This is a genomic window from Mycobacterium colombiense, assembly GCF_001672755.1.
GTDB classification, from domain to species: Bacteria; Actinomycetota; Actinomycetes; order Mycobacteriales; family Mycobacteriaceae; genus Mycobacterium; species Mycobacterium colombiense_C.
The window spans coordinates 1-14,713 of record NZ_LZKI01000143.1 but is presented as its reverse complement, the minus strand read 5'-3'; the positions used below and the strand labels follow the sequence as shown (position 1 = coordinate 14,713).

The following is a 14,713-nucleotide window of genomic DNA, read 5'->3' as shown; positions in this document are numbered from 1 at the left end:
GTCGACTATTCTTTCGGCTCGTCCTCGGACGGCATGATTACGATCCGGCGGTTGGGCCTATTGGTGACGACGGTCGGCTTCGCCTCGCCGGATTTGTTGCCCGGGGCACTCGGCGGAATCGTCAAGCGGCCCTTGATCGGTTGGCCGTTGGGCACACCCGGGGCCATCACCCGCTTCTCGACCGGGTTGTCTTTCTTGCCGGCTTCGCCCCCGCCGCCCATCGCGCCCGGCGGCATCATCGGCATGCCGGTCATGCCGGATTGCCCGGGCATCGCGGGCATGCCACCGGTTGGAGGCATCATCGGTACCTTGGCGCCAGCGGGTGTGGTCGGCGGGGACGACGTGGGCACGGGCGGCGGGCCCAGCGAGCTGGCCGGGGTTGTTCCGCCACCGCCCAGGCCTGCACCTCCGCCGCCGGAGCCGGCGCCCAGTCCGGAGCCGCCGCCGCTGCCGACGCTGTCGACCAGGTGTGCGTCGCTGGCCAGCCCGGCACCGTGGGCGCCGCCCTGCACCGCGCTCATCAGCGGCTGGAGTGCACTTTGACCGGCCTGCATCGCCTGTTGCGGAAGCTGCGTCATCGGCCCCATGACGCCACCGATCGCGCCGCCGAGCGCACCCGTGACGCTTTGCAGCATCTGCTGGATCATCTGCATGTCTTGCTGGCTGTTGGCCTCGTTCGCCGGAAACTTGGCGGCAGCGTCGGCGGCGTGGGCGCGGCGGTCAGCATCCGCGGCGGCTGCGTCTGCTGCGTCTTTGGGGACGCCCGCATTGCCAGCACCGGTCAGTGCACCGCCACCGCCCCCGCCAGCGGGAGAGGGGTCGGGCGGGTGACCGGGGCCCGGTTTTGGGGCGGGCACTGGCACTCCGTCGGCTAGCCAGCCGGTACTTATCGGATCGTGGCTGATTCCTCCACCCATGACCGCGATCTCACCTCCACCCCGCTAGCAAAGCGTTGCAACGCTTGATGCGCACCCTACGGCGCGGCCGAGCGCCAGTACGACAATTTTGGCACAAAACGCCAGTAACGCTATTCACCCAACATCTGTGGACAACTACGGACCACTCTGGTGGCTGATCGCGTCAAACCAAGCCAAGTGGTAATTCGCGAGGTAACCATGCCCGTCGATCAGCGCCTCGATAGCTGCTAAAAGCATCCAATCCCCGACAGCCGCCGGGTTGTGATTGGGATAGGCGTTCAGCACCGAGTGCTGAATTTCAGCGACGCATTCGCGCAATAGTTCGGACTCACTCTCGAGGACACCCGTTTTTCGCACCGCAGGCGCCGCGACCGCCTGCGCGATCCGCGGCAGCCCGTCCCGGCGGCGCACCGCATCAACCAGGGTGGGCCCGAGCTCATCGACTTCAGGTGCCGTCGAACGCGCAGGCCGATCACCGCTGAGAACGGGCTCGTCGGGACCAGGCTCGCCGACATACGTGTTCGCGTGATGGGCAGCCGCGACCGTGATGGCGCCGAGCAAATCCACCACGTTGGCGTCATGGCGTCGTGCCGACGGCTCGAGGAGGGTGACATGGGCGGGCAACCGGACATGCGGCGGAATCCAGCCGGCGGCGAGGTCGGTGACCAGCAGTGTCGTAGTGCCGTCGTCGCGCAGCCCCGCCGCCCACGACAGCCGCGGCTCCTGACGGGCCACTGCATCGACGAGACGCTGTAGCCGCTGTTGTTCGGCCGTCCTGGCCGACACGGTGCCGGCGGTCGCGCCCGTTGCCGCGGACGCTGCCGATGCGCCGGCCATGGTCGACGATCCCGCGCCCGCCTGGCCCGCTGCGGTAGCGGACGCCGTCCGCTCCACGGGGGAGACAAGCGGGCCGCCCGCGGATGGGGATGATGCCGGCGAAGAAGCCACCGGTGCACCCGACACGGGACCGCCCGATACAGAAGGCACGGATGGGGGCGCCACCACCGGCGGACGCAGGTCGGAACCATAGGCGGGCAACGATCCTGATGGAATCGATGAACCGCCGCCGATAGGTGCCGCGGGCGACGACCATGAGCTGCCGGTCATTACGGGCGCAACCGAAGTGCCTCCCACGGTGGCCGCTGGCGCGGGGGACGCGGCGGGGGGAGCGTCGACCGGAGTGCCCGTCGGGATGAATGCTCCCGCGCTGGGCACGGTCGGCGTGACTGTCGGCGTTGCCTGAGGGGTTTGGGGTCCCCCGGCCTCCATCGCTTGTAGGGGTCCCGCTGTAAACGCTTGCCCCCCAGGGCCTGTCGCCTGCCCGGTTGCCAAACCGGAGGTGAAGGCTTGCCCTAACCCGGGCTGGCCGCCTTGGCCGAGACCGACTGGTGACACCGGCATTCCGCCGCCGTGTACTGGTGCATTTAGCAGAGGTGAACCTGGAACACTTCCACCGACCGGGGAAGGGGCAGGCGAACCTGTCGGCGAGGCGCCACCCGGTACCTCGCCTCCGTGGCCAAGACCTGTGCCAAATCCGCCCGGAGCCGCCCCCGGGCCGCCGCTCCCCGGACCCGATCCGCCGTGGCCAAGGCCCGTCCCGTATCCCGCCTGACCCCCACCCGGACCACCGCCGCCCGTTCTAGCGCCCGGACCGCCGCCGCCTGGAGTCGCCTCGCCATGACTGCCTCCGCCACCAAATCCATTGGGCGTCGTCCGTGGTGTTTCTAAGTCCTGCTGACTGATCGGTTTCGGCGGCTTGGCATCGCCAACATCGAATCCGTTCGCCTGCGCCCAGTTTCGGGCGTTCCCACCAATGCCTTCAGCATCGAGAATTTTTTGCGTCGCCGCCATCATCTTGTCAGCCGCGTCACGACTGGCATTCGCGGCGTCGGCGTTGCAGCGCGCCTGAACAGCCTGTATTTCTACTAACTTTTCAGGAGGGAGCTTTTTCGATGCGAGAATGTCATTGATCTCCTTGTTGCCCGTGTTTGCTATGTCCGACAAGCGACTTCGCAGATAGTCGATAGCATCGGCTCCTGCATTAAACGCCGACGCCTTTGTCTGGTACTTTTCGGCAAGATCCAGATGGAGCTTTTCCCCTTGCTGGAATCTGGTTATAAGATCGTCTGCCGTATGTCCCTTATTGTTTGCAGCAAAGGCTGTCCACTGAGTGCGCAAGTTCTGCGAATACAGCTGTTGCTCCGCGCACTCTTGGCTCCAGTGTTGAGCGCCGGCGCGTAAACCCGTCGACGGTGCGGGCCACCACGGCCCAACTAAGGCGGCTGTCCAGGTACCAGGTGGAAGATCAAACGCCACCGCATACCTTTTTCATCGCACCATCCTTGACGTTCACGTCGGCAGGCACCACTACCGCGATCGCCAACCATGGGTTTGGACGAGTTGCTGGTCGCGTTAAATGCAGTGGCGGCGAACTTCCAGCAGACGGCGAGAAAGACTGCTTTTCACGATGGTTGGGAGGCGAGTCTTCCACCATATGTCCTCCTCTGGTGCGCAAACCTCGTTCGCGACGCCTTGTAAGCCGCCTGCTGCCTCTCTCATCCAACAGTGGAGCAGGCCGACCGGACGGCAAGCAATTCACCGTGCACCTAACTTCGCATCGTCCGAACACATACGAATTACTCCGGCCGCGATGATGCCACGAGCCGTGGCGTCGACTGCCGAAGAGTTTGTGCCCCGGGCCCTCGTTGTGGCACAACGAACGAAGTAGTGAGCAATCATCGCAACAATTCGGACGGGAACTCAGCCCACGTCACAGATCTTTTTCATCGCAGCGTCCTTGGCGTTGACATCGTCAACCTCCGCCCGAAAGGCAGGATCGTCTCGTTGCGACCAGCTTCCCATCGCCGTGGCTTTGGTGTACGCCGCCGCTAACGCGAGGGCGGCAGCTCGATCGCCAGACGCGATCGCCGGTGCTGCGTTCACTGCCTGTCCCAGCGCTACCGCGGCATTTACACTGGCCACGCCAGCCAATGCGGGATTGTCACCGTTTGTGTCAATTTGGACCGCGCGCGCGGCAAGCTTGTACACCTCACACAACTTCTGATGCGCGGCCGCAGTTTGGTCCGCGGTGTACGAAGGCGTCGCCGAAGTGGATGAGGACGCCGTCGACTGATTGCTCGTAGGCCGGGTAAACGCGACAACAAGCGCTGCGACACCCAGCACGATGGCAATCGCGGCCAAGGCGATTGCCGGCCACGCCCGTGGACGCGGCGGTGGCTGCGGGGGAAAAGCCGGTGCCCAATGCGTCGAGCTTGACGGTGGGCCGGTGGTCGGCCCCTCCCCCGGAGCTGGAGGCAAATCCCCCACCATGCGTCCTCCTCATAGTGCAATCGCGTCCGAGAAGTCTCTCGAACAATTCGCTCCAATAGTTGAACAGCTAACTGGCCAACGATCAATCACCGCGGTTCGGCGAAGGTAGGTCAGCTTGTTCCGCAGAGCTTGTTCATAGCAGCATCCTTGGCGTTGGCGTCATCGAGCGCGGGCCGCCAAATTGAGAGGTCGTTCAGGCTAGCGACGGCCGCAATGTTCTTGTATGCGCCAGCCAGAGCGAGGGCGGCAGTCCGATCGCTAGGCGCTATTGCCGGAGCGGAATTCACTGCATCCTCCACTAGCAGCGCTCCGTTCACTTCCGCAATGCCTGCACGCTCAGGACTGCTGCCATTCGTCTCTATCTGCACAGCACGCGCCGCGAGCTTGTACGCGTCACACAACGTCTGGTGCGCTGCAGACACTTCGGCGGCGGAGTAAGTAGGCGCGGCCATGGTAGGCGCCGGACGCGAACCCGACGACCGCGTCGTAGCCAAGGCCAACGCAACGACGGCCACAACCGTCGCAACCAAAGCCAGAACCATCGCACAAACAGCAATCGCCGGCCACATGCGTGACGATCGCGGCTGCCGCGCGGTATTGCCCGGTGCCCACTGCCCTATCGGAGCACCAGCATGCGGCCCCCCACCCGGATGTGAAGGCGGGTCCTCCGTCACGGGCATTTTTAGACGTTATGCGTTGAAGGACCGGAACTCGGTCGCAGCGCCTGCATTTCGGTGGCGTTGTTCTTATCCATGTTGGTGAACCCGTGGGCTGCGGTGTGCGCCTTGGTGCCCACCCCCGTGAGCGTCTCACTGTGTCCCTGAAGGGTTTTCACGTGCTGGCCGTGTGCCGCCGAAACCGCGCTGTGAAAGGCGTCGGCCGCGGCAAAGTCACCGAACATCCCCGATGCCACGGTTGCGCCCGCCAACTGGTCCGCCCCGTCCTGGGCGTGTCCACCCGCGCGGTGTGACTGGTTGCCTCCGGAATGCAAAAGCTCCGTATCGACGAACATCGGCACTCCTTCCGAGTCTCAAGCGATCGGGCTCTATGCGCCACATAGTCCCGTTGATCAGGCTAAATGCCGATTCACAAGTGGTCAATTCACCACGGCCGACCGCGCTGGCCCGCGCCTAGAACGCATGGCCATTAGTGACCGATCGCGCCGGCCGGTCCCATTCCGGATCGACGGCGATGGGCATCTGGATCCCGACGTGTGGCAACGACACCGTCCCCAACGGGGTGCGCACTTGGAGGGGAACGGCGATCCGCGCCGCGGCTCGGTCCGACGCGAGCATGCCCTCGCCGGCCAGACGATCGCCATGCCCGGTGACGATCTCGGTCATGTTGTGCAGCGCCTCGCTACCCACGTCGTAATAGTGCGAGTGGTCGGTGAACCAAGGCATGACGCTGTGTGAGCCGGCGACTTCGGCATGAAACCGCGTCGCCCCGAACCCCGCGTGAGCCGGGTCCGTGCCGAGCCCGGCCAGTGGGCCCAGCGGTTGGTCGAGCGTCGCGTTCAGCCCGTTGGGCAGGCGGGCGCCTGACTCGCCGATCCAGCTGATCGCATCGGTCGATGCGGCACCCACGTACAGCCTGCCGCCGTCGAGATGGAAGTCCGCGGCGCTGCGCGCTAAATCGGTTCCCGGGCAACCGGTTAGCACGGCGTCGTTGGCGCGCATGCCGCTATTGGCGAACGCGTCAGCCACGGTCGTCGAACCGTAGGAGTGCCCGAGAACGGTGACGTGCCTGGGGGTCGACGCATCGTGCGTGGCGGCAAGGCCGTTGACGTCGGCGGCCAGCAGCGCCCCCGCCTGCCGGGCCCGCCATGGGGTGCCGACCTGTTCCAGGTTGGACGGGTCGGTGACGGCCTGCTGCCACTGCGTCTCGAATACGGGTGCGTCGTAACCCATCCAGGCCAACACCGCGGTGGACTGCTGCGTGTCAGCTCTCGCGGCCTGCTGGTACAGGTTGATGGCGTCATCCGTTCCGTCGGACATCCACCCTCCCCGCACGCTGCTGTTGGTGCCCGGAACGACGACGGCCGTGTTGCGGGCTTTGTCCGGGTTGCCAATGGCGATGGCCGCCCTGCCCTTGCCGTTGAACGCCAGTGGGTCATACGCCCACAGCATGATTGGCACCCCATCGTGCTCCTCGTCGCGCTCGAGGAAGTCGTTGGTTTTCACCGCGTTCTGGTATCGGGTGATGTCGGTGGCGCACAGCCCGTAATCACCGGGATGGGTAAACACATCGGCGTCCCGGTTGTTGAGCGCGCTGTCCCGCAGCGCCGAGGGAACCATCCCGTGCTGACGCGCGGCGTCCTCGACCCTGCGCAGGTCGTCTTTCATCGCCGCCTGGTTGACCGCGTCGCGCACATCGGCCGGTATGCCGTTGAGGTTGCCCAGCTGGTCAGGGTGTTGACCGATCAGCAGCTGCTTGTGATTGGCGCCCAACGCATCCCACCAATGCGCTACGTGTCCAGGACCGCTGTCCGTGAGCGGGATCGATAACTCGTCGGCGCCTTGAATCTCCGCGGGGTCCGCCCCATCGGCACGCAGACTGCCCAAGGCAGCCGCCAGCGCGGCCGAATACCGATCGCGAATCTGGCACAGTGCCAGCGCGATTGCCTTCACCTCGGTAACGGCGTCCCCACGCAGACCGTCGCCACCACAACCATCGTCGTCGGCGCGGACGTCACAGATCTCGTCGTCGATGTCCTCGAGGTCGTACTCCAACGCCGCCAGGTACCACGCGGAGATTCGTTGGGCCTCGGCCAAAGCAGCGGCGATGTTCTCCAAATCGATGGCGATCGCCGGCAGTTGCGTGGCTTGCAGACCCAGCGACCTGGTCACCCGCTGCACCTCGTCGGCGTCATTGACCGGGTGCTCGCCGTTGCGGTGATTCCAGGCCGCTTCGAACCGGCGTCGGGCCGCGTCGAACGCGACAACCGCCTCGGCGGTGCTGGCCCCGGCGTCACGAAAAGCCGTGGCCAGAGCGGAGATCTGCGCCGGGTGACCGGCCTGCAGACTGGTATCGATTGACCACGGATCAGCCCCGGCCTCGGCGACGAGGAAGGGCATGCTGAGGTAGCGGAGTCGCAACGCCCGCCGCTACAAGGTGCTCGCGCCGTCGGCGAGACCGTCGCCGTCGGTGTCGGTCAGCCGGACATTCCATTTGCCGTCGCCGTCGGTGTCGACGTAACCGGTCACGCCGGTTTCGTCAGAGCGCAGGACCCGGTCGGCGAGCCCGTTGCCATCGGTGTCGACCAACCGGTAGTCGGCGCTCCCGTGGCCGTCGAAGTCCACCATGGGGCCGCCGGTGTGCTCGACGCCGTCGAGGCCGAACCAGCGCAGTTGACCACCACGGTCCATGGCCACCGCCCACGTCCCGGATCCGTCGTCGGTGAAGTACGCCTCGGGGGTGCCGTCGTTGTCGAGGTCCAGCACGGCGTGGTCGACGAGACCGTCGCCGTCGAGATCTGTGAGTGCGTCGTCGCGCAGGCCGTCGTGGTCGAAATCGAGCCCGATCGATTCAAAGCGACCGTCGTGGTCCAGGTCCAAATCGGGTTGCCCATGCCAAAAGGCGGCAGCGCCGTTATCGCCAGCCATGCAATAGTCCATGCGTATTCGGACGCGTGGCCGTCGCTAGTCGTTCCCCCGAGACCGCCACCACGCCAACAGCTCTGCGGTCGCCTCCTCGTTGTCCAGCGGGCCGCGCTCCAACCGAAGCTCTTTCAAGAACCGCCATGCCTCGCCGACTTGCGGGCCGGCCGGAATGCCGAGCAGCTCCATGATCTGGTTGCCGTCCAAATCGGGTCGCACCCGCGCCAGGTCTTCCTGGGCGGCCAGCTCGGCGATCCGCGCCTCGAGCCGGTCATAGCTGGCCTGCAACCGCGCGGCGCGGCGCTTGTTGCGGGTCGTGCAGTCGGCTCGCACCAGCTTGTGCAGCCGTGGCAGCAGCGGGCCGGCGTCGGTGACGTAGCGGCGCACCGCGGAGTCGGTCCACTTGCCATCGCCGTAGCCGTGAAATCGCAGGTGCAGATACACCAGCTGCGAGATGTCCTCGACCATCTGCTTGGAATACTTCAACGCCCGCAACCGCTTTCGGACCATCTTGGCGCCGACGACCTCGTGGTGATGAAAGCTCACACCGCCGTTGGCTTCGTGGCGTCGCGTGGCGGGCTTACCGATGTCGTGCAGCAGCGCGGCCCACCGCAGCACGAGATCCGGGCCGTCGTCCTCCAAGGCGATCGCCTGGCGCAGCACGGTCAGCGAGTGTTGGTAGACGTCCTTGTGTTGGTGGTGTTCGTCGATGGCCATCTGCATGCCGCCGACCTCGGGCAGCACCACCTCGCCCATTCCGGTCTGCACCAGCAGATCGATGCCGGCCGTCGGGTCGTCGCCGAGCACCAGTTTGTCGAGTTCGGTGGCCACCCGTTCGGCGCTGATCCGCGACAGCTGCGGGGCCATCCGATCGATCGCCTCGCGCACACGCGGCGCGACACCGAAGCCGAGCTGCGAGACGAACCGTGCCGCGCGCAGCATCCGCAACGGGTCGTCACCAAAAGACACCTCCGGCGCGGCGGGGGTATCCAGGATTCGCGCGCGCAGCGCCGCCAAACCGCCTAGCGGGTCGAGGAATTCGCCCGGACCCTGGGGCGTGATACACACGGCCATCGCGTTGGCCGTGAAGTCGCGGCGCACCAGATCGTCTTCGAGGCGATCACCGAAGCGCACCTCGGGATTCCGCGACACCTGGTCGTAGGTGTCGGCGCGAAACGTGGTGATCTCCAGGCGATGGTCACCCTTGCCGACGCCGACGGTGCCGAATTCGATCCCGGTGTCCCACAGGTTGTCGGCCCACCGCCGCAGAATTTGTTGCACCTGCTCGGGGCGGGCGTCGGTGGTGAAATCCAGGTCGGGACTCAACCTGCCCAACAACGCATCCCGCACCGACCCGCCGACGAGGTACAGGTCGTGGCCCGCCGCGTCGAACGCGGTCCCGAGCTCGGCGAGCATGGGCGCATGCCGATTCAGGGCGACCGCGGCGGCGGTCAGCAGGTCGGCATCCTGGGCGGCGTCTGGCACGTTCGATCAGCCTAGTCGGCCGTGGGCGAAAAGCCCCTGTGAGGAGCCTCGCACGCCCTCGAAGGTGAATTGACCCGGCGCCGTGCGGTAGTAGCGTTACGCGCAACACGAAGGGTGAGCGGCGGGATGATGCGGTGCATCTCCGATACATAAGCAAGGGTGCACTGATCATGTTCGCGGGCGGGGACCCGTGGAAGATCAACGCCACATTGCAGAGCGGCCGGCCGGCCCGGATCTCGAATCTTGCAACAGCGTTTCACGACGCAGGGCGATCCACGGGAGAAGCCGAAGCCGCATTCAACCTGGCGCGGGGTCGCTTCGAGAAGGCCTGGACACACGAGAGCGGCGAGAATCCGATCAACGACTCGTCCGAAGTTCGACGGGCCACGACCTCACTCGGAGTACAAGCAGCGCAACTGCCCAGAATCGGTGCCGATCTGGAGAACGTCGCGGCCGCGCTGGCCGAGGCCCAACGATCGGGAAAGGGCGAGATTTCCTCGCTCGAAGGCGCGCTCCAGGGTCTCGACGATCAAATAGGTGACGCGGTGGAGCTGGAGAAAAACCCTCAGTTAACGGCCTCGGAGAGACAGCTGCTGGACCACTACATCGACGGACTCGAGAAGCATGCGATCGATGACACCAAGGCATCCATACAAAATCTGACGCGAATCCGTGATCAATATTCTCGGCAGCTGCACACTTCGATGGCCAACCTGCGTACGCAAGACGGATACAACCCACCGATCCAGGCATTTGACGGCGATATTCCGGAATCACCCTCTCCGGACGAACGTCGTCACAACCAGATCGAGGCCTTCAAGCAGGTCTTTGGACGCGAACCGACCTCGACCGCCGACTGGGAGACTGCAGCCGCGCTGGATCCGCAGACCTACGACCCTAAGTTCAACGGCGCCAAGTCGGAGATTCGAGTGGTGAGGATTCGTCCTGTACCCGGGCAGGGAGTGGTCCGCGTCTCGCAATGGATCCGGCAGCGGGATGTGACCAGCTTTCCGCCCTGGAAGCGAGACCTCGGGAACAATCGCGGACCCAATACCAATTTCGATCCGGAAGACACCAAGGTCACCACATACATCGACTACGAAAATGGCCTCGTCGTGTTACGGCAGAATCCTTCCGTCGAGGAGAACTCCACCGGCGGGCCAGGCCGGGTGAAAGTCGGCGTACCCAACGGCAGCGTGACGCAACTTCCCGATGGATCGGTTCGGATCAAATACGACGCGGGCAACCCTTTCGCCCCACAAATCACGGGAGATCCCTCTGGACCGTTCGCGGGCCATACAGTGACGGTCAACGGCGACCTCGTTTTCACGCCCGGAGCAGGAGGTGTGCAAGTTAACGGAACGCGCACTGACTACCCCTCGTTGGAGGTGTATCAGGACTTGCCAAACGCCGGCACCCGCACTGTATTGATTGACCCCGCTCAATCCGGCCGGTCATGGGGACCGGCTTTCAACCTGCCCGGCCACCATGACGTCGGCCCCCTCGGCGGCAAGGCGTTCGCTCCGTTCGACACAGGCGGGTGGAGCACGAAATATGATGTGCCGGCCCCTTTGCCCGCAACAGACTTTGGCTCGGTGACCGACATCCCTTCCGTTCCGCCCTTGCCCATCGGCATTGCGGTCCCAGCATGACCGCGATCAACTGAAAGCAACCCCAGATGCCGTCTTTCCTTCGAGTTCGCGACTTGGACGCAACCGCGTGGCGTACGGCGACGTTGTCCGCGCCCTTTGTCGTACAAATCGTCCTTGGGTTGTTGCTCGCCACGATGTGGGTGTTAGGCAAGGGGCCCTTCACCACCGAACGCGGACATACCGAACGCAGTTGGATGCTCGTCGCCGCCGTTATCACCACACTGGTGTCTGTTGCGCTCGCAGCGGTCTTGGTGCGGTCGTCGACGCCGCGCAATCGCGGTCTTGCGCTTAGCATTGCCGGATCTTGCGCGACAGTGCTAATCGGCGGGATTGCTTACGCCTACTTGGTATTGCGCTGAAAGGTTTGTGATGGCCGATGAACCGGTAAGCCCGGTATCGCAATCGCGCTATGGGCCGGTCGCTTTCGGGGTCGCGGTACTGCATGTTTTCATCGTCGAGTTCACCACGTGGCTCTTCATGCCGTACTCGATCGTCTTCGTACTTCCCGTCGTCCTGATCTACATGGCGATCGCAGCTCTGGTTATGCAGGCCTCGGGAACGATGGGCCAGATCGGGCGCGGAATGCTCATCGGCAGCCTGTCCGGACCGCTCTCGCTGCTCATCTTCGGTGCGGTGTGGGCTATCGCTCACGCGATCGGCCCGATCTGACGAGACGCCTTCCGCCGCGTCCTCCCGCACTCACCCGCGGCGAGTATCTCCGGGAGAATATGCCGTGCCAGCTACTATCGCTTGGGTGTCGGACGGCGAACAAGGCAAACCACGTCGGCGCCGGGGGCGTCGCCGCGGCCGTCGCACCCCGACTTCGTCCGAGAACCAAACCACGGGTCAAGTGACCGATGACTCGACGGCCACCAAGTCGCGCCGATCCCGGGCGTCTCGCCGCGGACCGGAGCAGCTGCGCACCGTCCACGAAACCTCGGCCGGGGGGCTGGTCATCGACGGTCTCGACGGACCGCGCGAGTCTCAGGTCGCCGCGCTGATCGGACGCATCGACCGGCGGGGTCGCATGCTGTGGTCCCTGCCCAAGGGGCACATCGAACTCGGCGAGACCGCCGAGCAGACCGCTATAAGAGAAGTGGCCGAAGAGACCGGAATCCGGGGCAGCGTGCTGGCCGCGCTGGGCCGGATCGACTATTGGTTCGTCACCGACGGCCGTCGCGTGCACAAGACCGTGCACCACTATCTAATGCGGTTCTCCGGCGGTGAGCTGTCCGACGAGGATCTTGAAGTGGCCGAGGTGGCCTGGGTACCGATGGGCGAACTGCCGTCCCGGCTGGCCTATGCCGACGAGCGCCGCCTGGCCCGGGTGGCCGACGAGCTGATCGACAAGCTGCAGAGCGACGGTCCGGCCTCGCTGCCGCCGCTGCCACCCAGCTCGCCGCGGCGCCGGCCGCAGACCCATTCGCGGACTCGGCATTCGGACAAACCGGCCGCGGGCCGGAAGAACGGCCACGGACCGGGGCCGTGACAACTCCGCGTCTGCGTTGGGCCGGCTTGGCGCGTGTCGCCGCCGTGCTCGCCATCGTGGCCGGACTCGCGGTGCTCACCGGGCCGGTGATGCCGCGGGCCGCCGCGGGCGAGCCGGGGGTGACGCCGTTTGTCCGGGTCCGTATCGATCAAGTCACCCCGGATGTGGTCACCACGACCAGTCCGCCAGTCGTCACCGTCAGCGGCATGGTGACCAACATCGGCGACCGTCCGGTCCGCGACGTCATGGTCCGGCTCGAGCACGCCGGTGCGGTCACCGCCTCCGCGGGGTTGCGCACCACTCTGGACGGCGACACCGACGGCTATCAGGCCGCGGCGGATTTCCTCACCGTGGCGCCCGAACTGCAGCGCGGGCAAGAGGTGGGCTTCACCCTGTCGGCCCCGCTGCGCGCACTGACCAAGCCGTCGCTGGGAGTGGAGAAACCCGGCATCTATCCCGTCCTGGTCAACGTGAACGGCACGCCCGACTACGGCGCGCCCGCGCGGCTGGACAACGCGCGCTTTTTGCTGCCGGTAATCGGGGTTCCGCCCGACCGCGCCGACGAGGTGGGCTCGGCCGTCGCGCCCGACACCTCTAAACCGGTGTTGATGACCATGCTGTGGCCGCTGGCCGACCGGCCCAGGCTGGCTCCCGGCGTGCCGGGCGGAACCATCCCGGTGCGGCTGGTTGACGACGACTTGGCCACCTCGTTGGCGAGCGGCGGCCGGCTCGACATCCTGCTGGCCTCGGCCGAAGTCGCCACCAGTCACGACGTCGACCCCGACGGCGCCGTCGGCCGCGCGCTGTGCCTGGCGATCGACCCGGACCTGCTGGTCACCGTCAACGCGATGACCGTCGGCTATGTCGTGTCCAACTCCCCCGACGGCCCGGCACAGCTGCCCGGCACCCCCACCCACCCGGGGGCTGGGCAGGCCACCGCGACCGAATGGCTGAACCGCCTGCGCGCCCTCGCGCACCGGACCTGCGTGGCCCCGCTTCCGTACGCACAGGCCGACCTGGATGCCGTGCAGCGCGTCAACGATCCCGGCCTGAGCGCGATCGCCACCACGAGCGCCAACAGCATCATCGACAAGATCCTCGACGTCTCCTCGATCCGCGGCGCCACTCTGGTGCCCGACGGCCCGCTGACCAGCCGCGCGGTCAAGCTGCTCAGCGCCAACGACAACACCGTCGCGATCGCCGCCACCGACCTGTCGGCCGCCGAGGGTTCCTCGGAGACCGCCGTCGACACCGCGCCCCGACGGTTGTCCCCGCAGGTCGTGGTTACGCCGTTCGACCCCGCCGTCGGCGCCGCGCTGGCCGGAGCGGGGACCGACCCCGAGGTGCCGACGTATTTGGACTCGTCCCTGACGGTTCGGCTCGGACACGATTCGGTGACCGCGCGCCGCCAGGACGCCCTAGGCTCGATCTTCTGGCACGCGCTGCGCCGCGACGACCCGCGCACCCAGATTTTGATGCCGCCCACGACCTGGAACCTGCAGGCCGACGACGCCCAGGTCATCCTGACCGCGCTGACCACCACCATCCGGTCCGGTCTGGCGGTGCCGCACCCGTTGCCTGCGGTGATCGCGGATGCCAACCAGGCTGTGCAAGCCCACCCCGAACCCCCGCAGCAGGTCGGCAGCTACACGTCGGCGCGCGGCCAGTTCAGCGACGACGTCACCGCCGGCATCTCCGGGCAGGTCGGACGGCTGTGGGGCTTGACGTCATCGCTGATGACCGACGATCGCACCGGGTCGCCCAGTCGCAGACCGTCAGCGGTCCGCAGGGAGACGTCGACGGCGACGCGCTGGGTGAAGTTCACTTCGATCGGAATGCGCAGCGGCAGGTAACCCGGCGGCAGTTCGATCTGGCCGACGTCGGTGACGTTCATGCCCGGCGGCGCGTCGACGTGCAGCCGCACCCGGATCGGGACGGCCAGCCCGTTGTGCAGTGCCAGCGGTAGCGGGCTGTGCTCGGTGGCCAGGGTGTAGGAGCCGCCCGGGTTGACGATCGTCACCGCGCCGAACAGGTCGTTGACCGTTTTACCGACCACCGCCAGGCGCAGCTGGGCCAACCCGTTGCGGGTGTCCGGCGGTTCGGACTGGCTCAGCGCGCGCAGCATGTCCTCGCGCAGCGGCGCGGTGTACTGGACGCCCGTCAGCCCGGTGCGATCGTCGGTCATCAGCGATGACGTCAAGCCCCACAGCCGTCCGACCTGCCCGGAGATGCCGGCGGTGA

The 14,713-nt window shown here is 66.1% G+C and carries 11 protein-coding genes and 1 pseudogene; 5 read left to right on the top strand and 7 right to left on the bottom strand.

Translation table 11 applies throughout. The annotated features are described in order from the left end of the window. Positions 1 to 5: 5 nt before the first annotated feature. From A5708_RS19645 to A5708_RS19615, 7 genes are all read right to left on the bottom strand, one after another. On the bottom strand, positions 6 to 917 hold the full coding sequence (locus tag A5708_RS19645) for a hypothetical protein (RefSeq protein ID WP_231117962.1): 912 nt from the start codon (positions 915 to 917) through the stop codon (positions 6 to 8). A gap of 135 nt (positions 918 to 1,052) precedes the next feature. Continuing rightward, entirely contained in the window at positions 1,053 to 1,754 is a 702-nt protein-coding gene (locus A5708_RS27630) for a DUF5631 domain-containing protein (RefSeq protein ID WP_065030219.1), read from the bottom strand. Positions 1,755 to 3,677: 1,923 nt separating this feature from the next. Further along, positions 3,678 to 3,965, bottom strand: a complete 288-nt coding sequence (locus A5708_RS28030) for a hypothetical protein (RefSeq protein WP_419538339.1) — start codon at positions 3,963 to 3,965, stop codon at positions 3,678 to 3,680. Between the two features lie 964 nt (positions 3,966 to 4,929). Next, positions 4,930 to 5,259 carry a DUF2563 family protein gene (locus A5708_RS19630; RefSeq protein ID WP_065030217.1) on the bottom strand — a complete coding sequence of 110 codons (330 nt, stop codon included), beginning with the start codon at positions 5,257 to 5,259 and terminating at the stop codon, positions 4,930 to 4,932. Positions 5,260 to 5,377: 118 nt separating this feature from the next. Next, positions 5,378 to 7,345 carry an alpha/beta hydrolase gene (locus tag A5708_RS19625; protein WP_065030216.1) on the bottom strand — a complete coding sequence of 656 codons (1,968 nt, stop codon included), beginning with the start codon at positions 7,343 to 7,345 and terminating at the stop codon, positions 5,378 to 5,380. Between the two features lie 9 nt (positions 7,346 to 7,354). Then, complete coding sequence (locus tag A5708_RS19620; protein WP_065030215.1) at positions 7,355 to 7,864, bottom strand: pullulanase; 510 nt, start codon at positions 7,862 to 7,864, stop codon at positions 7,355 to 7,357. Between the two features lie 24 nt (positions 7,865 to 7,888). Continuing rightward, entirely contained in the window at positions 7,889 to 9,331 is a 1,443-nt protein-coding gene (locus A5708_RS19615; RefSeq protein WP_065030214.1) for a CCA tRNA nucleotidyltransferase, read from the bottom strand. Between the two features lie 170 nt (positions 9,332 to 9,501). On the opposite strand from A5708_RS19615, the gene A5708_RS19610 reads away from it, so the two are divergent. The 5 genes and pseudogenes from A5708_RS19610 to A5708_RS19590 all read left to right on the top strand — a co-directional run. Further along, positions 9,502 to 10,983, top strand: a complete 1,482-nt coding sequence (locus A5708_RS19610; protein WP_196772687.1) for a hypothetical protein — start codon at positions 9,502 to 9,504, stop codon at positions 10,981 to 10,983. 53 nt (positions 10,984 to 11,036) lie between these two features. Beyond that, complete coding sequence (locus tag A5708_RS19605; protein ID WP_231117961.1) at positions 11,037 to 11,342, top strand: hypothetical protein; 306 nt, start codon at positions 11,037 to 11,039, stop codon at positions 11,340 to 11,342. 10 nt (positions 11,343 to 11,352) lie between these two features. Then, on the top strand, positions 11,353 to 11,652 hold the full coding sequence (locus A5708_RS19600; RefSeq protein WP_065030212.1) for a hypothetical protein: 300 nt from the start codon (positions 11,353 to 11,355) through the stop codon (positions 11,650 to 11,652). Between the two features lie 85 nt (positions 11,653 to 11,737). Continuing rightward, positions 11,738 to 12,472, top strand: coding sequence for an NUDIX hydrolase (locus A5708_RS19595; RefSeq protein WP_065030211.1), 735 nt, complete (start codon positions 11,738 to 11,740; stop codon positions 12,470 to 12,472). After that, positions 12,469 to 14,265 (top strand): annotated as a pseudogene (locus tag A5708_RS19590) (hypothetical protein); the annotation flags it as partial. The gene A5708_RS19595 and the pseudogene A5708_RS19590, both read left to right, overlap by 4 nt. Positions 14,266 to 14,713: the final 448 nt, after the last annotated feature.